The organism is Ideonella sp., assembly GCF_041287625.1.
In the GTDB taxonomy this organism is placed as follows: Bacteria; Pseudomonadota; Gammaproteobacteria; order Burkholderiales; family Burkholderiaceae_C; genus Ideonella.
Genome location: NZ_JBGGNH010000066.1, coordinates 1 through 19,850, shown reverse-complemented (window position 1 = coordinate 19,850; position 19,850 = coordinate 1). Strand labels below are relative to the sequence as shown.

General features: G+C 67.5%; 16 protein-coding genes and 1 pseudogene. 5 read left to right on the top strand and 12 right to left on the bottom strand.

What is annotated here, in order from left to right; translation table 11 throughout:
* Positions 1-87: 87 nt before the first annotated feature.
* Entirely contained in the window at positions 88-1,101 is a 1,014-nt protein-coding gene (locus ACAH41_RS23910) for an aldo/keto reductase (protein WP_325648262.1), read from the bottom strand.
* A 36-nt stretch (positions 1,102-1,137) separates the two neighbouring features.
* A complete protein-coding gene (locus ACAH41_RS23905) occupies positions 1,138-1,296 on the bottom strand; it encodes a hypothetical protein (RefSeq protein ID WP_325648263.1) in 159 nt (52 codons plus the stop codon).
* Between the two features lie 117 nt (positions 1,297-1,413).
* Here ACAH41_RS23905 and ACAH41_RS23900 point away from each other — a divergent pair, with 117 nt between their 5' ends.
* Both ACAH41_RS23900 and ACAH41_RS23895 read left to right on the top strand, forming a co-directional pair.
* Positions 1,414-2,328 (top strand): LysR family transcriptional regulator, encoded by a 915-nt coding sequence (locus ACAH41_RS23900; RefSeq protein ID WP_325648264.1) that lies wholly within the window; start codon positions 1,414-1,416, stop codon positions 2,326-2,328.
* 259 nt (positions 2,329-2,587) lie between these two features.
* Positions 2,588-3,028 carry a hypothetical protein gene (locus ACAH41_RS23895; protein WP_325648265.1) on the top strand — a complete coding sequence of 147 codons (441 nt, stop codon included), beginning with the start codon at positions 2,588-2,590 and terminating at the stop codon, positions 3,026-3,028.
* A 192-nt stretch (positions 3,029-3,220) separates the two neighbouring features.
* On the opposite strand, the gene ACAH41_RS23890 is transcribed toward ACAH41_RS23895, so the two are convergent.
* The 5 genes from ACAH41_RS23890 to ACAH41_RS23870 all read right to left on the bottom strand — a co-directional run bounded on the left by ACAH41_RS23890 (position 3,221) and on the right by ACAH41_RS23870 (position 9,044).
* Complete coding sequence (locus ACAH41_RS23890; RefSeq protein ID WP_325648266.1) at positions 3,221-4,441, bottom strand: ferritin-like domain-containing protein; 1,221 nt, start codon at positions 4,439-4,441, stop codon at positions 3,221-3,223.
* Entirely contained in the window at positions 4,407-5,276 is an 870-nt protein-coding gene (locus tag ACAH41_RS23885) for a PhnD/SsuA/transferrin family substrate-binding protein (RefSeq protein WP_325648267.1), read from the bottom strand. The genes ACAH41_RS23890 and ACAH41_RS23885 overlap by 35 nt, the downstream gene beginning before the upstream one ends.
* Before the next feature lie 11 nt (positions 5,277-5,287).
* On the bottom strand, positions 5,288-6,403 hold the full coding sequence (locus tag ACAH41_RS23880) for an acyl-CoA dehydrogenase family protein (protein WP_325648268.1): 1,116 nt from the start codon (positions 6,401-6,403) through the stop codon (positions 5,288-5,290).
* Positions 6,404-6,519: 116 nt separating this feature from the next.
* Positions 6,520-7,155, bottom strand: coding sequence for an NAD(P)H-dependent oxidoreductase (locus ACAH41_RS23875; RefSeq protein ID WP_325648269.1), 636 nt, complete (start codon positions 7,153-7,155; stop codon positions 6,520-6,522).
* A gap of 80 nt (positions 7,156-7,235) precedes the next feature.
* Positions 7,236-9,044, bottom strand: a complete 1,809-nt coding sequence (locus ACAH41_RS23870) for a serine hydrolase (RefSeq protein WP_370538567.1) — start codon at positions 9,042-9,044, stop codon at positions 7,236-7,238.
* Between the two features lie 315 nt (positions 9,045-9,359).
* On the opposite strand from ACAH41_RS23870, the gene ACAH41_RS23865 reads away from it, so the two are divergent.
* Positions 9,360-10,397 carry a hypothetical protein gene (locus tag ACAH41_RS23865; RefSeq protein ID WP_325648271.1) on the top strand — a complete coding sequence of 346 codons (1,038 nt, stop codon included), beginning with the start codon at positions 9,360-9,362 and terminating at the stop codon, positions 10,395-10,397.
* Between the two features lie 30 nt (positions 10,398-10,427).
* Here ACAH41_RS23865 and ACAH41_RS23860 read toward each other — a convergent pair whose 3' ends face one another.
* From ACAH41_RS23860 to imuA, 3 genes are read right to left on the bottom strand one after another with little or no spacing between them, the layout of a single operon-like run.
* Positions 10,428-13,592 carry an error-prone DNA polymerase gene (locus ACAH41_RS23860; RefSeq protein ID WP_325648272.1) on the bottom strand — a complete coding sequence of 1,055 codons (3,165 nt, stop codon included), beginning with the start codon at positions 13,590-13,592 and terminating at the stop codon, positions 10,428-10,430.
* Complete coding sequence (locus ACAH41_RS23855; RefSeq protein WP_325648273.1) at positions 13,592-15,040, bottom strand: DNA polymerase Y family protein; 1,449 nt, start codon at positions 15,038-15,040, stop codon at positions 13,592-13,594. The genes ACAH41_RS23860 and ACAH41_RS23855 overlap by 1 nt, the downstream gene beginning before the upstream one ends.
* A complete protein-coding gene (gene imuA / locus ACAH41_RS23850; RefSeq protein ID WP_325648274.1) occupies positions 14,976-15,920 on the bottom strand; it encodes a translesion DNA synthesis-associated protein ImuA in 945 nt (314 codons plus the stop codon). Before imuA ends, ACAH41_RS23855 begins: the two co-directional genes overlap by 65 nt.
* Before the next feature lie 379 nt (positions 15,921-16,299).
* Here imuA and ACAH41_RS23845 point away from each other — a divergent pair, with 379 nt between their 5' ends.
* Positions 16,300-17,247 carry a triacylglycerol lipase gene (locus ACAH41_RS23845; protein ID WP_325648275.1) on the top strand — a complete coding sequence of 316 codons (948 nt, stop codon included), beginning with the start codon at positions 16,300-16,302 and terminating at the stop codon, positions 17,245-17,247.
* Positions 17,248-17,249: 2 nt separating this feature from the next.
* The gene (locus ACAH41_RS23840; RefSeq protein WP_325648276.1) at positions 17,250-18,233 is read left to right on the top strand and encodes a lipase secretion chaperone; all 984 of its coding nucleotides are present in this window, start codon (positions 17,250-17,252) and stop codon (positions 18,231-18,233) included.
* A 95-nt stretch (positions 18,234-18,328) separates the two neighbouring features.
* Here ACAH41_RS23840 and ACAH41_RS23835 read toward each other — a convergent pair whose 3' ends face one another.
* Both ACAH41_RS23835 and ACAH41_RS23830 read right to left on the bottom strand, forming a co-directional pair.
* Positions 18,329-19,546, bottom strand: a complete 1,218-nt coding sequence (locus ACAH41_RS23835) for a restriction endonuclease (RefSeq protein ID WP_325648277.1) — start codon at positions 19,544-19,546, stop codon at positions 18,329-18,331.
* Positions 19,547-19,615: 69 nt separating this feature from the next.
* Positions 19,616-19,850, bottom strand: a pseudogene (locus tag ACAH41_RS23830) (ABC transporter ATP-binding protein); the annotation flags it as partial.

The following is a 19,850-nucleotide window of genomic DNA, read 5'->3' as shown; positions in this document are numbered from 1 at the left end:
ATCGGCAGCTGGCCTCGGCATGGCGGCCGGGCGCAACCGCATCGAACAGGGCTGAGCGCCCTGTTCGATCACGGTGCCGATGAACGCTCAGGCACCACCCGGCAGCGGCGCCGCAGGATGCACCAGCCCGGCCTGGCGCAGCTCGCGCCAGAAGTCTGCCGGCACCACCTCGTTCAGCGCAGCCCGGTCTTCGGCGATGCGGCTGGGCTGGCTGGCACCGGGGATGACGGCGGCCACCGCGGGGTTGGCCAGCGAGAACTGCAGGCCTGCAGCCTTCATGCTGACGCCGTGGCGGTCCGCGATGGCCTTGATCTTCGCGACCTTGGCGAGGATGGCGGGCTTGGCCGGGGCGTATTCGAAGTTCGGGCCGCCGACCAGCGCGCCCGAGCTGTACGGGCCGCCAACGACGATGCCCAGGCCGCGTTCAGTGACCTTGGGCATCACGCGCTGCAGCGCGAGGTCATGGTCCAGCAGCGTGTAGCGGCCGGCGAGCAGGAAACCGTCGGGCCGCGGGGCTTCGAGGTCGAGCAGCAGTTCGATGGCTTCCACCTTGTTGACGCCCAGCCCCCAGGCCTGGATGACGCCTTCGTCGCGCAGCCGATCCAGCGCCTTGAAGGCGCCCTTGCGCGCACTCTCGAAAGCGGCCAGCCATTCGTCGCCGTAGAAGTCCTGCGCCAGGTCGTGCACGAAGACGACCTCGATGCGGTCGGTCTTCAGGCGCTTCAGACTGTCTTCGATCGAGCGCAGCGTGGCGTCGGCCGAGTAGTCGTTGACGATCTTGTTGGGCCGGCCGTGCTTGAAAACGCCGCCCTTCTCGCCCATGTCGCGCGCGTTCACGTCCTCGACCTCATCGAGGATCAGCCGGCCGACCTTGGTGCTGATGACGTATTCGCTGCGCGGCTTGCCCTCCAGCGCCTGGCCCATGCGGATCTCGGCCAGGCCGGCGCCGTAGAGCGGCGCGCTGTCGAAATAGCGGATGCCGTCGTTCCACGCGGCCTCCACCGTGGCCTGCGCCTCGGCTTCGGGAATGTCGCGGAACATGTTGCCCAGCGGCGCGGTGCCAAAGCCGAGCTTGCCTGGGAAAAGGTCCTTGAATGCCATGGTGATGTTTCCTTGTGTCGATGCGGGTTGATGTGCTCAGGCGGCCTCGGTTTCGGTCGCTTGCGGGAACGGGTGGGCAAGGCTAAAGCGGGTGTTGCCCTCGGCGCCACCACCGGAGAAGGCAGGCGCGAGTGCCTCGAACAGCGGAGTGTTCTCTCGCAGGCGGGTGGGAGTGAACGGAATGTCGGTCGACATGGCGGGCGCTCCGTGCAAGTGGAGGATTCGTTGGCTTGGAACGAATGATGGAGACGCCGGCTAAATTCATCCAATTTATCTGTTGAATTCCAGACATTCACCAAGCAATATATCTGGATGCGCTACGACCTGAACCTGCTGCCGGTGTTCCTGACCCTGATGGAGGAACGCAGCGTGACCCGCGCGGCCGAGCGCCTGGGCATCACCCAACCGGCGCTGTCCAACGCCCTCACCCGCCTGCGCACCCTGCTGCAGGACCCGCTGTTCATCCGCGAGCGCTATGGCATGCAGCCCACGCAGAAGGCCGAGGAACTGGCCCCCGTGATGGCGGCCGCGCTGGCCAGCCTGGACGACCTGATCCTCGGCCAGCAGGCTTTCGACCCGGCCAAGGCCCAGCTGCAGCTGACCCTGGCGCCGAACAGCTACGTGGAATACGTGCTGATGCCGGCCCTCGTTGCCCGGCTGCGCGCGCAGGCGCCCGGCATCACCCTGCGCCTGGCGCCCTTTGGCACCGACCTGGCCGAGACCGGCGTGATCTCGGGCAGCACCGCGCTGGTGATGGGCCGCTTCGTGGACCCGCCGGACAACCTGATCGTGCAGCACCTGATGGACGACGGCCTGGCCTGCGTGGTGCGGGCGGACCATCCGCTGGTGACCGGCCGGAAGATCAGCAAGAAGCAATACGAGCAGCTCAAGCATGTGAACGTGCTGCCGCCCGGCCGGCTGCGCGCGGGGCTGTTCCAGGCGCTGCAGCGCGAAGGGCTCAAGCGCGAAGTGGCCGTCTCGGTCACGCACTTCCTCTCGGTGCCCGAGATGGTGGCGGTGACCGACTGCTGCGCCACGCTGCCCGGCCTGATCTGCCGCCGCCTGGCCAGCGACACACGGCTGAAGGTGCTGCCGACGCCGGTGGACCTGGGCACGTTCCCGGTCGAGATGGCCTGGCACCTGCGCTGGCGCAATGACCCGGCGCACCGCTGGCTGCGCGGGGTGATTGCCGAGGTGGCGGCCGAGGTCTCGCAGGCGGCTGCCTGACGCCAGGCGCCGCCCTCGCCTTCAGGCCCGCACGTCCGCCAGCATCGTGCCCAGCGCCCGGCCAAAACGACATGGGCATCGCCCGCGAGGAAATCTTCGGCCCGGAGGATGTCCGCAGCGCTTGCCGGCGACCACCCGGACCCGGGCCCGCGCCCTCTTGACGACGACTCGCTGGGCCTCCAGGCAAAATCCAGATGATCGGGGCGAGCCTGGCGTCAGGCCTGCCGGGAAGCCCACCTTGAAGAATGGAGCAGCATCAATGGCACTGACGAAGAAGGGCGAGTTCTGGTACGGAACGACGTCCGGCGACACCCAAGCCGAGCTGCGCAGCTACAGCGTTGCGAATTGCCATGAGGCCGTCCGGTTCGCCGCGTCCAAATGCGATTGCGGGTGCCGGACCTTCGCGCTGCAGACCGATGAAGAAGCCGGCGTGGCGATCCGCACCTGCACAGACTGCGGGCAGGAACACCTGATGGGCGACAGCGCGGACCACGTTGAAGAAGCCGCGCCCGAGGCACACGAGTGCGTGTGCGAGAACGAGGTGTTCGAGCTGATGTCCGGCGTCTCTGTGTACGAGGGCACACATGATGTGCGCTGGTACTACATCGCCTGCCGCTGCGTGGAATGCAATCTGGTCGGCGTCTTCGCAGACTGGAAGTGTGAAGCGGGTGATGCGGCGGCCTTCCTCGCCAGGGTATGAGCGGCCGGAGCCCACAGAGATCAGGCTCGCAGGCTCGGGCTCACGCGCGAACGTTGGACGACTGCCCTCGCCCCGCAACTTTCAGGTTGCAAACATCGCCTTCCTTTTGCCTGTGACCGGGGCGCATCAGCAGGTGTGCGCCGCACACCGTGAGGCACCGGCTTTCACCACCGACCGCCGCGGGCCGGGAGTTCACATGAAATTGCGCGTGTGCAGCGCCGCCAGCCGCTCGGCCTCTTCGTTTGCAAAGCCCAGGCGGGCCAGCCGGGCGCGGCGGCCGGTGGCCATGTCGGACTGCAGGCGCGAGACGGCCTGGTGGCCGCGGGCGACGGCGGCGGGCGTGAGGCTGCCGGAGGCGATCACGACCAGTGCGTCGAAGACTTCTTCGTTCAGGCCTGTCGTGTTGGCCAAGGCGTCGTAGCGCTGCTCCACGGCGTTGCGCAGGCTGTTGAGAAAGTCGAGCTGCACGGCCAGGCGGTGTTCCAGGTGGGCCATGCCAAATGCGACGTGGCGCGCTTCGTCGCGTGCGGCCAGGCGGGCGATCTGGCGGGTCACCGGGTCGGGCGCGTGTTCGTGCAGGAAGTTCAGCAGGTTGACAAAACTGCCCTCGCCCAGCACGGCCAGCAGGAAACTGGCAATCGAAAAATCAGGCACCCCAAACAGCGTCTGCAGCGAGGCCTGGCTGCCAGCGGTGGACAGCCCGGGCTCGGCGCCGCGCAGCGTGGCGCGGCGGGTGAACACTTCCACGTGGCGGGCCTCGTCGGCGCACTGCAGCGCCAGCAACTGCATCACCTCGCGGTAGTGCGGGTGGATCTGGCCGAGGTAGCGCGCGGGCACCAGCAGGGCCGCGTTTTCGTTCTCGATCAGGTAGGTCATGACCTGCACGACCGCGGCTTCCAACTCGGGTGCGAGGCTGAATTCAGCCCGCCAGTCGACGGCGGTCTCAGGGTCCCACTGGGCCGCCGCCGCTTGCCGGTACAGCTCGCCGGCGCTGGCGGCCCACAGCTCGTCCCGCTGGCGAAGCGCGAAATCAAAGGGCGGGCTGCCGGCTTCCACCTGGGCACCACGCGCGGCCAGGCCCCAGCTGGGCGAGGCTTCGGCGGCGGGCGACTGGCCGGGCGACAGCTGTGCGTGGCCGGTGTGCTGCGCATCGCGCCAGCGGCCCTCGGCCTGCACGTTGCGGGTGAGCACCGCGGCGGCAACCGCGCCGCTGCCGTCGGTCTCGAAGCGCACGGCGTGGCCCACGCTGCGGCACCACGCGGCCAGGTGCAGGTCCCACTCGGGCGCACGACCGACGACGCGCAGCTCGCCGCCCAGCGGCACCCGCGCCAGCGCGCGGCGCAACAGCAGCAGCGCGCCCTGGTCCAGGCCCAGCGCCTCAATATCGATAGTCGGCGGGGAGGATGCGGCCATCGGCACTGTAGAACTGTTCGTCATCCACGCCCCGCGCCAGCAAGGCATAACCGCTGGTGCGGCCGACCCGCCACTCGCGCAGCCCTTCCAGCTCCAGCAGCGGGCGCACCTGCGGGTCGTCCCAGCGCATGGCCAGCAGCAGCGCGGTGAAGCGTTCGATCAGCTCGGGCGGCGCACCCGGGCTGGTGGTGAAGTTGCAGTGGTCGTACAGACCGGTGCGGGCCAGCACGCGGGTGCTGCCCGCCGGTAGCGTGCCGTCCAGCCCGAAGGCCAGGTGGTTGCCGTCGATCAGGCAGCAGGCGTCCACCTCACCGGCCATCAAGGCCTTGGCGGCGTCGCGCTCGCCGCCGATGTGGTCGCCATGCTTGCCGCCCAGCACGTCGAAGCGGCGCACGGTGAAGTCGCGCCCGCCCACCAGGCCGGCCTGGCGCAGGTGGTCCAGCGGAATCAGCGTGGCCTGCGGCGAATCGATGGCGCCCACGCCCAGCGTCTTGCCGCGCAGGTCGGCCAGTTGCTGCAGCGGGCTGTCGGCCTTCACGACGACGACCGAACGCAGGTCGCAGTCGGTGTCACGCATGGCAATCGCCTGCACATCCAGCCCGCGGCTGGCGGCGATGCGGTGGGCCCGCACCCAGGCCAGCGGCGAGTTCCAGGCCAGGTGGATGCTGCCGTCGAACTGGGCTTCCACCTGGCGCTCGTAGTTCGAATACAGCACGTAGTCGAAGCTGAGGCCGTGCTGCGCGAAGAAGGCCTTGAAGCCTTCCCAGATGGTGACCACCTTGGGCGCGTAGGCCACGGCGCCCATGACCAAGGTTTGTGGTGTCGTTTCGCTCATGCGGGCGCTCCTCAGAACAGCGGCAGGCCGGTGATGGCCTTGCCGATGAAGTCATAGGCCACGTCGGACGTGGGGCCCATCACGCTGGCGGCCCGTGCGTCGCGGAACAGGCGCTCGATGCCGGCCTCCTTGCGGAAGGCGGCGCCGCCGCAGACGCGCATGGCGATGTCGGTCACCTCCAGCGCGGTCTCTGCCGCTGCGGCCTTCACCTCCAGCACGCGCAGCATGGTGTCGGGCCGGCTGGTGGCAATGGCGTCCACAGTGTCCTTCAGCAGCGCCTGCGCCATGTCGGTCTTGATGCGGGCCTTGGCGAGATAGGCGCGGATGGTCGGCAAGTCGGCCAGCGAGCTGTCCAGGTGCAGGTGGCGGGTGCCGCTCACGTGGATGATGGCACGCGACAGCGCGCCTTCCATCAAGCCGGTGGAGCAGGCAGCGCTGAGCGTGGAGAACCAGGGCAGCACCACACCCATCATCGCGTCGAAACCCTTGCCGTCTTCGCCCAACTGGTCGTCTGCAGAGACGACCACGCCGGTGGCGGTGATGGGCGTGGAGGCGTTGCCGCGCAGGCCCAGGCCGTCGTAGCCCGACTGCTGGCTCAGACCCGGCAGCCTGGCGTCCACCAGCCACAGCGTGCTGGCGCCCTCGGCCGCCAGCGGCTTGCTGGACCAGACGTAGCTGTCGGCCTCGAAGGCGGAAGTGACCCAGCTCTTGCGCGCGTCCAGCAGCACCTGCGCGCCGCTGGCCCGGGCGGTGCCAGTGGGCGCCCAGAAATGGCTGCGCGAATCGGCCTCGGAGAAGGCCAGCGTGGTCAGGTGCCTGCCTTGCGCAATGGCCTGGCGCACCGGCAGCTTGCCAAAGGATTCCAGCACCACCGCGCCGCAATAGTGCATGCACACCACCATGGCGGTGGACGGGCAGGCCTGCGCGATGCGGCTCACCACCTCGGTCGCTTCACGCAGCCCCAGACCCAGGCCGCCCACCTCGGTGGCCGAGACCAGCCCCAACAGGCCTGCCTCGCCCAACGCACTGATCGCCTCTCGCGGGAAACGTCCCTCTCGGTCCGTCTGCAGGGCGCGCGGTTCGATGATGCCGGTGACGATGGGGGTGAGGGTTTCGGCGAAGGTCATGGTGGGCGGAGGAAAGTGGAGCCCGCATTGTCGTCAATGACGGGGCCAACCACCGCGGGAAATTCCTTCGCTCGCCAGGTGCCCGCACCACCGACGGTGCGGACACCGGCTGCCGCTCAGCGCACTTCGGTGACGAACTGGTCGAGGGGCCGGCGAACCTTCGTCAGGTTGACCAGCCAGTCGCCTTCCGCCTGGCGGTAGCCCAGCGGCAGGATCACCGCGCTGCGCAGGCCGCGCGCGCGCAGGCCGAGGATCTCGTCAAGCTTGGCCGGATCGAAACCTTCCATCGGCGTGGCGTCCACCTTCTCTTCGGCAGCGGCGATCACCGCGGCGCTGAAGGCGATGTAGGCCTGGCGCGCGGCGTGCTGGAAGTTGACTTCTTCGGGGCGCTGTGGGTAGGTGTTGAGCAACTGCTGGCGGTAGTTCTCCCAGCCTTCGTTGCGGCTGCCACGGACCTCGTTCGTCAGGTCGAACATGTGGTTGATGCGGTCCGCGGTGTAGTTGTCCCAGGCGGCGAACACCAGCAGGTGCGAGCCGTCGGTGATCTGCGCCTGGTTCCAGGCGATCTCCCGGATGCGGGCGCGAACCTCGGGATTGGTCACCGAGATGATCTCGAACGGCTGCAGGCCGCTGGAGGTCGGCGCCAGGCGCGCGGCCTCGATGATGCGATCGACCTTGTCCTGCGGCACGGCGCGGGACGGGTCCATCTTCTTGGAGGCATAGCGCCAGGTGAGCAGTTCGATGAGGTTCATGGCCTGAAGGGGAGAGTGGTGTTTTTGAATTCTCCGCCCTCCGGGAAAGGGCCGTTGGCAGCACGAATGCGCGGGTTGTGTTAGTCCGCCAGGTGCAGCAGCGCTTCCTTGGCGGACGGGAAGACGGGGTCGATGCGCAGCGCGTGCTGGTAGCTCTCGCGGGCCATGGCCTTGTTGCCCTGGGCGAGGTAGGCGGCGCCCAGGCTGTCCCAGGTGTTGGCGGCGTTCGGGTAGAGCTCGGTGTTGATCTTGAGCACGGCCAGGCCTGTGTCCACTTGACGCTGCGTGACCAGGTTCATGCCAACCTCATTGAGGTAACTCTCTTTGCCGGCGTCATCCTTGGCGTCCCGCAGCGCCTGGTAGGCCTTCAGCGCGGCCTCGTATTCGCCGGCCAGCAGCAGCTCGCGCGGCAGGCGTTCGCCGTCGCGCAGGCGCGGCAGCCGCTCGGTCTTCCCTTCCGGGCCATGCTGCAGCAGGGCTTGCACGCCATCGGCGCCCAACTCGAAACTGCGTTCACGCGGCTGCTCGCGCTGCAGGTAGCGGTTGGCGCCAATGGTCACCAGCTCGCTGCTCGGCAGGCCGGCAAGGCCCAGTTGCAGGCGGTCGCCGTCGCGGGTCACCACAGCGACCTGTTCGCCATTGACGCGGTAACGCCCTGGCGCGCTGGCCAGGGCCTGGGCGCTGGTGGGCAAGGCCGCTCGGTCCTTCACGCCAGGCCAGCCGTAGGCAAATGCCACCGCTTGCTGCAGCTCGCTCATCAAGGCGGGCTGGTTGGCGTTGATCATCACCACCACGCCCTGGCCGCTGGTCTGGCTGCCGATGAGCATCGTGCAGAAGCCTTCGTCCCAGCCGCCGTGGGCGAAGTATTTCTGGCCGTCGAAATCCGGCATGCCCAGGCCCAGGCCGTAGCCGCTGCCCAGGCGCGGCGTGAGCATGTCCTGCGCCAACGCGGCGGACAGGCGCGGGCTCTGGCCTTTGAGCGCCTGCTGGATCTCGATCAAGAACCTGGCCAGGTCCTGCGAGGTGGTCCACAGGCCGGCCGCGGCCATTTCGGGGTAGGTGTTGCGCTTGCCGGTGAGTGCACTGCCGTCGGGCAGCACGCCTGCGGCGGCGCGCGGCAGTTGCGCGGGCGGCAGGGGGTTGCTGAAGCTGCTGTCCACCATGCCCAGCGGGCCCAGCACGCGTTGCTGCATCAGCACCGGAAAGCTCTGCTGGGCCACGTCGGCCATCAGCAGCTGGGCCACGGTGTAGCCGCCGCCGGAGTAGCGCCAGGCGCTGCCGGGCAACAGGTCGACCCGCACTGGCGCGGAGTTGGCAGGCGCTGCGCCGTTGAGGATGGCCACCGTGTCCGGGAACGGCGTGCCCGCCGTGTAGCCGTTGAAACCATGCACCGTGAGCCCACCGGTGTGGCTGAGCAGGTGGGCCAGCGTCACCGGCACCTTGTCGGTGAATTCGTTGGCCGGGATCTGCCAGGATTTCAGCCGCGCATTGACCGGCTGCTGCAGGTTCAACTCACCGGCCTGCACCATGCGCAGCGCACCATAGGCTGCCACCGGCTTGCTGACCGAACCGGCCAGCAGCAAGGTGCTGGCCGTCATCGGCGTGCCGGCCTCCCGGTCCGCCAGGCCGTAGGTGCGGGTCCAGGCGATGCTGCCGTTGTTGACCACCGTGAGGGTGACACCCGGAACACCGTAGTGCCGCATGCGTTCGGCCAGCGACCACGGCTTGTCGCCTTCAAAGCTCACCGGCGGACGCAGGCCGTTTTCGACGGCAGCCACCTTGGCGGCCACATCGTCAGCGGCCCAGACCGGGCTGGCACCGATGGCGAACACGGCGCTCCACAAGGCGGCCGACAGGCGGGGCAAGGTCATCGGGGGCATTGCGGGCATGGTGCGCGGGGGTTGGTGTTGATCCGGTCGAGCTTAGCGACACCCCCTCATGTACAGGCGCGTTTGCGACGAACGGCCGCGTGGGCGGACCAGTTGCAGCGGCGTGCGATCAACATCGGCTGCAGCGCTGGCGATTGCCCGGGATCACGCTTGGGGAGCGGCGTTGTCCCTCGCTTGTGCCCCCTCGGGCACCGGCCTATGCTGGCTCGTTCATCACGCGAGCCTGCCCGGCTCGCCACGGCAGGAGACAAGGCCATGGGTCGCATTGCAGCAGCTGTTCTCTCGCAACTTTCTGCGCCCCGCCCTGCGCGCGTTGTGGCGCACGGTCTCCTGGTCGCGGGCCTGTGCCTGGGCATGCAGGCGCTGGCGGCAGAGTTTCCCGCCGGCCAGGTCACCCTGCTCCCGCTGCCGGCAGGCGCGCTCCAGGGCAGCGGCGTGGGCTTGAACGATTGGGGGCTGGTGGCGGGCACCAGCGGCGCGGGCGGCGCTTCGCCTGTGCATGCCACGCTCTGGCAGCACGGCGTGTCCATCGTGCTGCCAGGCCTCAGCAACCAGGGCTACGCGACGGCCAACGGAGCCAACGAGCGTGGCTGGGTGGTGGGCGTCAGCGTCGCCGCCAACGGCGACCCGCATGCCACGCTGTGGCGCCGCAGCAGCATCGGCTACCACGCGCAAGACCTGGGCACCCAAGGCACCGGCCGCTACAGCACGGCAGTCGCCGTCAACGCCAACGGCCTGGTGGCCGGCTACAGCACCTTCGTGGTGACCAACACGCTGGACGCCCGCGCCACGCTCTGGCCCGCAGGCGGCCAAGCGGTGGACCTGGGCACGCTGGGCGGCAGTTTCAGCAGCGCCTACGGGCTGAACCGCGCCGGCCAGGTGGTGGGCGCCAGCGCCACGGCGGACAACAGCGCCATCCACGCCGTGCTCTGGCAAGACGGCAGCATGCGGGACCTCGGACCTGGCTACGCCAACCAGATCAACGACAGCGGCCACATCGCCGGCATGGACGACGCCAGCCGGGCCGTTCGCTGGCTGCCCGACGGCACGCGCGTTTGGCTCGGCACGCTGGGCGGCAGCTTCAGCAGCGGCGCGGCCATCAACAACGCCGGCCAGATCGCCGGCTGGGCCAGCATTCCCAGCGACACGCTGTTCCACGCCGTCTACTGGCAGGACGACGTGGCCGTGGACCTGAACGACTTCCTGGACGACGAGGCCCGCGCCGAGGGCTGGTACCTCAGCTATGCCAACGGCATCAACGCCGCAGGCCTGGTCACCGGCGCCGCGTTCCGCGCCGGCACCCCGGAGATCCGGCCCTTCGTGGTGAGGCTGCCGAGGGCAGCGAGGCAGTGAGGCCGCGCGAGGCAGGCCTGGCGGCAGGCCCTACCTGAAGTCCCGGCTTGTCGTGCTCTCCGCCAGCCGCCCCAGCATCGGGCTCAGGTCCTCGGCGTAGGCAATGATCAGGTTGCAGACGTCGCCTTCGCGCTGCCAGTGGCCGTAGAGCATCAGCAGGCGAGCACGCAACAGCGGGGTGCGAAAACGTTCCCGTTGGCGTTGCCAGCAGATGGCTTGCACGACGCCGGTTTCGTCTTCAAGTGAGACGAAGATGGTGCCGTGGGCGGTGGGGGGCTGCTGGCGGGTGGTGACGATGCCGGCGTAGCGAACGGGAGCGCCATCGGGTTTCTCGCGCAGCATTTCGGCGGTCAGCAGGCGGCGCTTGTTGAGCTGTGGGCGCAGCAGTTCCAACGGGTGGCGGCGCAGCGTGAGGCCGATGCTGGCGTAGTCGAAGACGATGTCTTCGCCCTCGGGCGCCGCGGGCAGTTCGAGCAGGTCTTCCTGGACTGGGGCGGGCTGCAGCAAGGCTGGCGGGCGGCGCAGCGCGGCGGCGTCCCAGACCTGCTGGCGGCGGTGGCCGGCGAGGGAGGCCAAGGCGTCCCCGCCCGCGAGCAGGCGCAGCTCGCCTTGTTCGAGTTCGGCGCGGCGCGCAAGGTCGCCGGTGCCAGTGAATGGGCCGTGCTGCAGGCGGCTGGCCTCGATGCGTTTGGCCGCTTCTTCGGACAGGCCACTGATGCGGTGCAGGCCCAGGCGCACAGCGGGGCTGTTCATCAGGTCGCCTTCCAGCCGGGTTTCGAAGCCGCTGTGCTGCACATCTGGCGGCAGCACTTTCACTTCGTGGCGGCGCGCATCCTGCACAAGCTGTGACGCGGAATAAAAGCCCATGGGCTGGGAGTTCAGCAAGCCCACGAGAAACTCGGCCGGGTAGTGGCGCTTGAGCCAGCAACTGGCGTAGACCAGCAGTGCAAACGACACCGCGTGGCTCTCCGGGAAGCCGTAGGAGCTGAAGCCCTTGATCTGCTCGAAGACGCTTTCGGCAAAGTCCAGCGGCAGGCCCTTGGCCAGCATGCCGCTGATCAGGCGATCCCTGTATTTCCCGACGTCGCCATGGCGCTTCCAGGCAGCCATCGCGCGGCGCAGGCCATCGGCCTCGCCGGGGCTGAAGCCGGCGCCGAGGATGGCGATCTGCATGCACTGCTCCTGGAAGATGGGAATGCCCAGCGTGCGGTGCAGCGCGTCTTTCAGCAGGTCGCCGCCTGGGGTCTCGAAGGTCAGCGAGGGGTCTTCGCGCCGCTGCTGGCGGCGCTTCAGATACGGGTGCACCGCGCCGCCCTGGATCGGCCCCGGCCGCACCAGCGCCACCTCCACCACCAGGTCGTAGAAATTCTCCGGCCGCAGGCGCGGCAGCATGCTCATCTGCGCCCGGCTTTCGATCTGGAAGACGCCGACGGTGTCGGCCTTGCAGATCATCTCGTAGGTGGGCGGGTCGCCTTGCGGGATCTTGTAGATCTCCAGCGTTTCGCCGCGGCGCCGGCTCACCATGTCCAGCGTGCGGCGGATGGCGCTGAGCATGCCCAGGGCCAGCACGTCGACCTTCATCAGGCCCAGCGCGTCGAGGTCGTCCTTGTCCCACTGGACGACGGTGCGGTCCTTCATGGCCGCGTTTTCGATCGGCACCAGGCGCGAGAGCGCGCCGCTGGTCAGCACGAAGCCGCCGGTGTGCTGCGAGAGGTGGCGCGGGAAGCCCATGACCTGGGTGCTGAGCTGCAGCCATTGGCGCACGGCCAGGTCGTTGGTGTCGATGCCGGCTTCCTGCAAGCGGGCGCGCTGGGTCTGGGCCTGGACGCTGTCGTCGTCGCTCTGCCAGTCGTCCCAGTGGTGCAGGTTGATGGTGAGCTTCTCGATGGTGGCCAGCGGAATGCCCACGGCCTTGCCCACGTCGCGCAGCGCGCTGCGCGGGCGGTAGCTGATCACCGTGGCAGTGAGTGCGGCGCGGTCGCGGCCGTACTTGTCGTAGAGGTGCTGCATGACCTCTTCGCGGCGCTGGTGCTCGAAGTCCACGTCGATGTCCGGCGGCTCGCCGCGCTCCCTGCTGATGAAGCGCTCGAACAGCATCTTCAGCGTGGCCGGGTTGGCCTCGGTGATGCCCAGGCAGAAGCAGACCATGCTGTTGGCGGCGCTGCCGCGGCCCTGGCAGAGGATCTTCCGTTGGCGGGCGAAGGCGACGATCTCGCCCACGGTCAGGAAATAGTGTTCGTAGTTCAGGTCCGAGATCAGGGCCAGCTCATGCTCGATGAGTTCAAGGTAGGCCTTGGTCAATCCGTCAAATTTGAAGCGCTCCAACGCGCCCGCGTAGGTCAGCTGCCGAAGATATTGCGCGGCGCTCAGCCCCTTGGGAATGAACTCGTCCGGATAGGTGTACTTCAATTCGGTGAGCTTGAAGCTGCACCTTGCCGCCACCACCAGCGTCTGCGCCAAAAGGTCTGGCGGGCAGCTGAGGCCCAGCCGGGTGCGCGAGCGCAGGTGGCGCTCGGCGTTGGGCTGCAGGTCCAGGCCGCACTCGGTCAGCGGGGTGTTCAGGCGGATGGCGGTGAGGACATCCTGCAGCGGCTTGCGCGAGCGCACGTGCATGTGCACGTCACCGGCGGCCACCAGCGGGATCTCGGTCTGCGCGGACCATTCGCGCATCTTCAGCAGCCAGCTTTCGTCGTCCGCCAGGCGCAGCAGGTGCACCGCGAACCAGCAGTGGCCGGTGAAGTGGCGCAGCAGCCAGCGGCCGATGGCCAGGCCTTGCTCGGGCGTGCTGTCGCGCGCCGGGGCGGCCAGCACCACGCAGTCCGCCAGTTCGCCGCGTTTCAAGTCCTCCGGGACGGCGCGGTAGTGGCCCTTGGGGCTGCTGCGGCGCAGCCGGGTGATGTACTGGCTGAGGTTGCCATAGCCGCGCAGGTTGCAGGCCAGCACCACCAGCGTGAACGGCCAGTCGCCGCCAAACTGGAACTGGCTGCCGATGATGAGGTGCTGCAGGCCAAACTCCTTGACCTTCTCGTGCGCACGCACCACGCCCGCGACCGAGCATTCGTCGGTGATGGCCAGCGCCGAATAGCCCAAGTCCGCAGCGCGCTTGACCATTTCCTTGGGCTGGCTCGCACCGCGCAGGAAGCTGAAGCTGGTGGCGCATTGCAGCTCGGCGTAGGCGGGGAGTTCGCGTGCCATTAAAAGAAGCCGTGCAGGAACCAGTTGAACTCGGCCCCCTGCCGGCTCTGGAACAGCCACAGCAGGCCGGCGCGGTCGCTCCAGGCAACCCAGTAGTCGCGCCGCGCCTGGCGGGTGTGGGCCGCGTCGCCCTGGCCGGTGCGATCCCACCAGCCGGCATCCACGCGGTTGGGGCCCATCAGCAGCAGCAGCGGGCCCTGGTAGGTGGGTTTGTTGTGATGCATGGCCAGCGGCAGTGGCGCGGCCAGCAGCCAGGCTGGTTGTGGCAGCGGCGAGATGCGGGCCCGGCCGCGCGACAGCGGCGCCACCGCGCTGACCCATTGCTGCGTGCACTCGGGCCGGTGGTCTTCGCGCAGCAGCGGGCGGCTGACACGCTCGTCGCCCAGGCGCGCAGCCAAGCGCTCCAGCACCGGGATGATGCGGCCCCCAAGGCTGGGCTGCGCCCAGCCGCCCCCCCGAGGGGGATGAGGAAACTTGGGGCGGCCCTGCGTTTCCTCATGGGCCTCGGCTTGCCACGCGGCGTCAGGCAACAACGAACCGCTGGGCGGGGCGATGGGCGCCAGGGTCTGCACGCTGAGCGCCAGGTCCGACACGGGTGCGGCCAGCGTCAGGTGCTGCAGGTGCTCGGCCAGCAGGCGCGTGAGGTGGTTCGGGTCGCGCGTGGGCTGGGCGGTGCGCAGCTGCAACTCGCCATGGGCCTCCACGTCCCGTGCGCGCATCGAGTCATGTGACCAGTGCAGCGTGCAGGCGCTCACGCCCAGGTGGCGCGCGGCCAGCCAGCCGCAGAGCTGCAGCAGCAGCCGGCGCGCGCCGCCCATCAGCGCCGGCGCCTGGTCCACCCGCTGCATCAGCTCGATGCGGGCGCGGAAGCTGGCCGGCAGCGCCTGCCAGGCATGCACCTCGGGCTGCGCACCGTAGGCCTGGTCCAGCGCCTGCAGCATGGCGGCGTCGAACCGGCGCGCCAGGCCGCTGCGCGGCAGGCGGCGCACGTCGCCCAGGCGCGGGCAGCCGATCTGCGCCAGCGTCAGCGCATGCGGGCGCAGCGCGCTGAGCGTGGCCACGGGCAGCGGGTCCAGCCGTTCGGCCAGCGGTTGGGCCGTCGTCTGCTGCACACCGGCGCGTGCCAGCGCCAGCGCGGCCAGCCCGGTGCCGGCCCAGCCCACGGCCTGCGCGCCCATTTCGCGCGCCCCCGCCCGCACCCGCAGGCGCAGCGCGCGCTGGCCACCAAACAGGCGCAGGCTGCCGGCCACCTCCATCAGCACCGCCTCGCCATCGGCCAGCGCCACGCGCGGCGTGAACTGCAGTGCCCATTGCGCCAGGGCTTGCAGTGCCTCGGCCTGCCGGCGCAGCTGCTCTTCGGCAGGGATGGGGGTGCCAACGGGCTCACCCGCCTCGAACGCCCGCGGCGGCGGCAACAGCAGCGCGGCCCAGAGCATGGACATGCGCATCGGCAGGCTCCTCGTCACACAACAGCGAAGCGGCGGACAGCACGCCGGGCTCGGCCAGCACACCGGCCGCAGCCACGCCGGCCGGCACGCCGCCGGGGCGCTGCGGCCACAGCAGATGCGGCTGCCGCAGCCGCGGCGTGAGCAGCCCGGCCATCGCGGCCGGCACGGCGGGCAGCGCAAGCCAGCCCTCGTGCTGCGGACCGCGGCGCTTGAGCACCCGCACCGCCAGCGACCAATCTTCGCCCGGCCGCACCAGCAGCCGCAGCGGCGCGGCCGAGGCCTGCTCGGCCGCGCGCTCGTGGCGGCACAGGAAGGTCGGGCCTTCGTGGCCGAGCGCGGCCACTTGCAGGCGGCGCATCTGCTCGGGCCTGGCCTGCGGCAGCCAGGCCAGCAGCGCGCCGCAGGCATTGGCCTTGAGCAGCTGCTCGGCGCACCACAGGCGCTCGGCGCTGGTCCCGGCCTGTATCCAGACCAGCTGCCGCTCATCGAGCCCGGCCTGGCGCCAGCCGGCCAGGTGCGGCGCGAGTGCGAGGCGACCTTGCATCGGCGTGCCGACCAGCACCACCGGCTTGCCCGCAAACGTGATGCGCTGCAGCGCAGGCGCCAGCAGCCGGCATTCCAGCACGCCTTCCAGCGGCTGCAGCAGCTCCGTCAACCCATGGCCGGGCCAGCCGCCACCAGGCAACTCGCCGTCCAGTGCGGCATGGCCGCTGGGGCAGCAGCTGGCTGGCGCGCGGGCCCATTCGCTGCCGCGCCAGAGGGTGTCCAGCGGGTTGGGTTTGTTGGCAGTTGCCGGACGCCCAGGCGCTGCTAAAGGACTGTCGCCTTCCGGCTCGGGCAAGGCCCGCAGGACAAATTCTTCGATGGCGGCGGCTGGCATCAGGGAAAAACCGGAGGGGCTTGGATGGGGGAGACTGGAAACACCCGCGAATGGCAGGCAGCGTCAAAACACTGTACACGCATCCAGTGATCTGAAGTGAATTCCCGACCCAGGCAGCGGTGATGGATCGCACGGCCAAGCGCCTGACCGGGTGGGTCAGTGAGCGGCTTGCCAGGCCCGCCAGCGGTGTCGCTGCCAGGGCAAAACCATGCCCCCGAGCACGAGTTGCGACTGGGCACATCCCTCCGGGAAGACACCTGTAACAGAAAAAGCACGACCGTTCTGTAATGCGCACCACCACGTCGGCAAGCGCTGCTTCTCAGCTTTTCCAAGGCCGTGACTTCGGGGCGTGGAATCTCAAACCCAGCTGGAGACACGCATGACCAAACGCTTCACCCCTGCCCTTGTCAAAGGCCTGATCGCCGCCGCCTGCATGGCCATCACCGTGCTGCCTAACACGGTGCAGGCCGCCGACACCTACACCCAGACCAAGTACCCCATCGTGCTGGTGCACGGCCTGTTCGGCTTCGACGCCATCGGCCCGATCGACTACTGGTACGGCATCGTCTCGCCGCTGCAGGCTGGCGGCGCCAAGGTCATCGTCTCGCAGGTCTCGGCGGCCAATTCGACCGAGGTGCGTGGCGAGCAGCTGCTGTCCGAAATCAAGCGCTACCAGGCCAGCTACGGCTATCAGAAGTTCAACCTGATCGGCCACAGCCATGGCGGCCCGACGGTGCGCTACGTGGCCGCCGTCGCGCCCAGCCTGATCGCCTCCATCACCAGCGTGGGCGGCCCGCACACCGGCAGCCCGGTGGCCGACGACATCAAGGCCGGCACCACCGCCACCGGCACCACGGCATGGGTGGCCGCGGTGTTCGACGCTTTTGCGGCCGTCATCAGCCTGCTCTCCGGCAACCCCGGCCTGCCGCAGGACTCGGAAGCGGCGATGAACTCACTGACCACCGCCGGCAGCGCCGCCTTCAACACCAAGTACCCGGCCGGCATGCCCACCAGCAGCTGTGGCTCAGGCCCTGAGCTGGTGAACGGCGTGCGCTACTACTCGGTGGGCGGCAACTGGGTGCTGACCAATCCGCTGGACATCAGCGACGCACTGCTGGCGCTGACCTCCGTCAGCTTCAAGGGCGGCGCCAGCGACGGCCTGGTCGGCCAATGCTCCTCGCACTGGGGCACGGTGCTGAAGGACAACTACAGCTGGAACCACCTGGACGAGATCAACCAGGCCTTCGGCTTGCGCGGCCTGTTCTCGCAAGACCCGGTGGCCTTCTACCGCGGCCAGGCCAACCGGCTCAAGACGGCAGGGCTGTGAGCATGGCTTCGATGCTGCGGCGGCGCCCGCTGGTCGCGGGGCTGCTGGCCGCCGGGGCCGGCGCGGCCCTGGTGCTCGCGCTGCATGCCGGCCAGGACGGTGCGGGCGCCGTCCTGGCCGGCACTCGGCAGGACGGCGCCGCGCCGCTGCGCGTGGCGCCGAACTCGCCCGTGCCGCTGGCCGACGCCGCCAGCGGCGCACCGCGCAGCATCGAGGCCTTGCAGCAGGCCTTGTACGTGCACGGCCCGCTGCGCAACAGCCAGCCCGACGGCGGCTGGGCGGTGGACGGCGGCGGCACGCTGAAGCCCGGCATCGGCCTGCGCCGCCGCTTCGACCACCTGCTCAGCGCGATGGGCGATGCCTCGCTGCCCGAACTGGGCCTGCTGCTGCAGGACCAGGCCGGCCGCGAGCTGCCGCCCGCCGCGGTGGCCGAGGTCATGCGCCTGTGGCAGCGCTACCTGGACCTGCAGCAGCACGCCTTCGCCCACAACGCCGACCTGCGCGACGTGAGCACCTGGCAGCCCGCGCTGGACGAACGCATGCGCGTGCGCCGCGAGCTGCTGGGCCCTGCCTGGGCCGATGCGTTTTATGCCGACGAGGAAAACCAGTTGCGCAGCCACATCGCTGCACGCTTGGGCCAGCCGGCCGTGGCGACCGACAGCGCATCGCCTGCAGACCTGCGCGTGCCTGACGTGGCCCGCGCGCCGCAACCCGGCGAAGACCCGCAAGTCGTCTTCCAGCGCCGCCAGGCCGCACTGGGCCTGGAAGCCGCGCAACGCCTGCAGCAGCTGGACGAAGAGGAAGCCCGCTGGGCCAGCCGCATTGCCCAGGCGCGGGCGCAAGTGCAAAGCCTGAGCCAGGCGCCGGAGCTTTCGGCGCCGCAGCGCAGCGAGGCGATTGCGCGTTATGTGGAAAGCAACTTCAGTGTGGAAGAACGGTTGCGCGCGGAAGCGATGCTAGGGCTGAATACCCCGCGGCGAGATTAGCGCAACACCCCACCATTCAACCATATTCGATGATGGCAGATAATTTTACCACTCAGCCTTTAGCTAATACATAAACATCTAAAATCAAACTAACTTCAAGAATCAAGATGCACCAACCGGCTTCCAATTGAATGCTCGGGCATACAACACCAAGTGAAATGATGCATGCCTTTGTTAATCTTTCTGCGAAGATCAATATGCATCACAGTCTGAAAATTGGAGAGTAATTTTCCCAGTCGATCTATAGTATAAGCATCGGTGACTTTTATATAGTGGCCTGCATATTTAAGTGGCAATTGCCACTCCGACTGTATCAATTGCCCATGCTGATACGATTCCAGCATTAGCCAGTGTGCCGTCGCGTCGCCTACGCTATTGCAATAGTAATAATTATCCCAAGCAGGCAAGTGATAAAAATTTCCTTGTTCAAGTGTTCCATCAAAGCCTAAAGGAGTCTTATTTACCGGCACTGATGCAATCGTTTCACCATTTACAGTAACGAGATCATAGCGAGTATTCAGCGCAGCAATCAACCTGCGCTCCAACTTTGGCTTCCCATCAAATGGGGCCAATTGCACAGACCAGTCAAATTTGACCATACCCACGGAAATTGGGTCCGTGTATTCTGGATACAAGTTGAATGTTGTTCCAGTTGGAAGCACGATTTCCGCCTCACCTTGATCCGAGTCCTTTTTCAGCAGCCTCCACCAGGCATCAATCAAATCTTCAGGACGATCTGCACTTTCTATACCTATAGAATCCGGCCTCTGCAGACATGCCGAATTTCGGATAAATTCTTCCTTCCCTTCAGACTCAGAAAAATCAAAATCCTCGCCAGCTGTGATTGATAATCTGAAATTCGATATCACCAGGACAGGCTCAACCCTTCCAGCAACACCCTCCGATATTGAAGCCTCGTCAATGATCTTATTCAGAACTATCAACTCAATACCATGCCTTACCGCGACCACCCGCGCCCCAGATTGAAAACCCTTTGTCGTCAGAATAATAGCCCTATCTATACCCGCATCTCTTGTCTTTGTCACAAAAGCATCGACTTTTTCGACCGAAATATTACTTTTGTAATCCTTACATTCAATAGCGGTAATATATGTTTTACTTCCAAACTTGGAAATTACCGCAACGTCAAACTGACGCCCCCCAACTTTATAGTTCCATTGAATCTTCGCCCCGGGAGACAACACTGACTCTAACGCCGCGGCCAGTCGTTCGAAATTTCGACCGGGAGGCGCCTTTGGCTTCAACCCTAAAGACGCCAATCGGACACGTTTAGATTTAGGTTTAGGCGACACCAAATATCCAGTCGAGAACAATGCCTAATGATGCACCAGCCGATGGTTGAGATTTATGGATAATTTCAATTACTCGCCCAAATACGCCGCCCGCACCTTCGGATCATTGAGCAGCTGCTGAGCCGGCCCATCCATCGTCACCTCGCCGCTCTCCATCACATACCCCCGGTTGGCCAGGCTCAGCGCCCGGCTGGCGTTCTGCTCGACCAGCAGGATGGTCACGCCCTGCTTGTGGATGGTGTCGACCACCTCGAAGATCTTGTCGACCATGATGGGGCTCAGGCCCATGCTGGGCTCGTCCAGC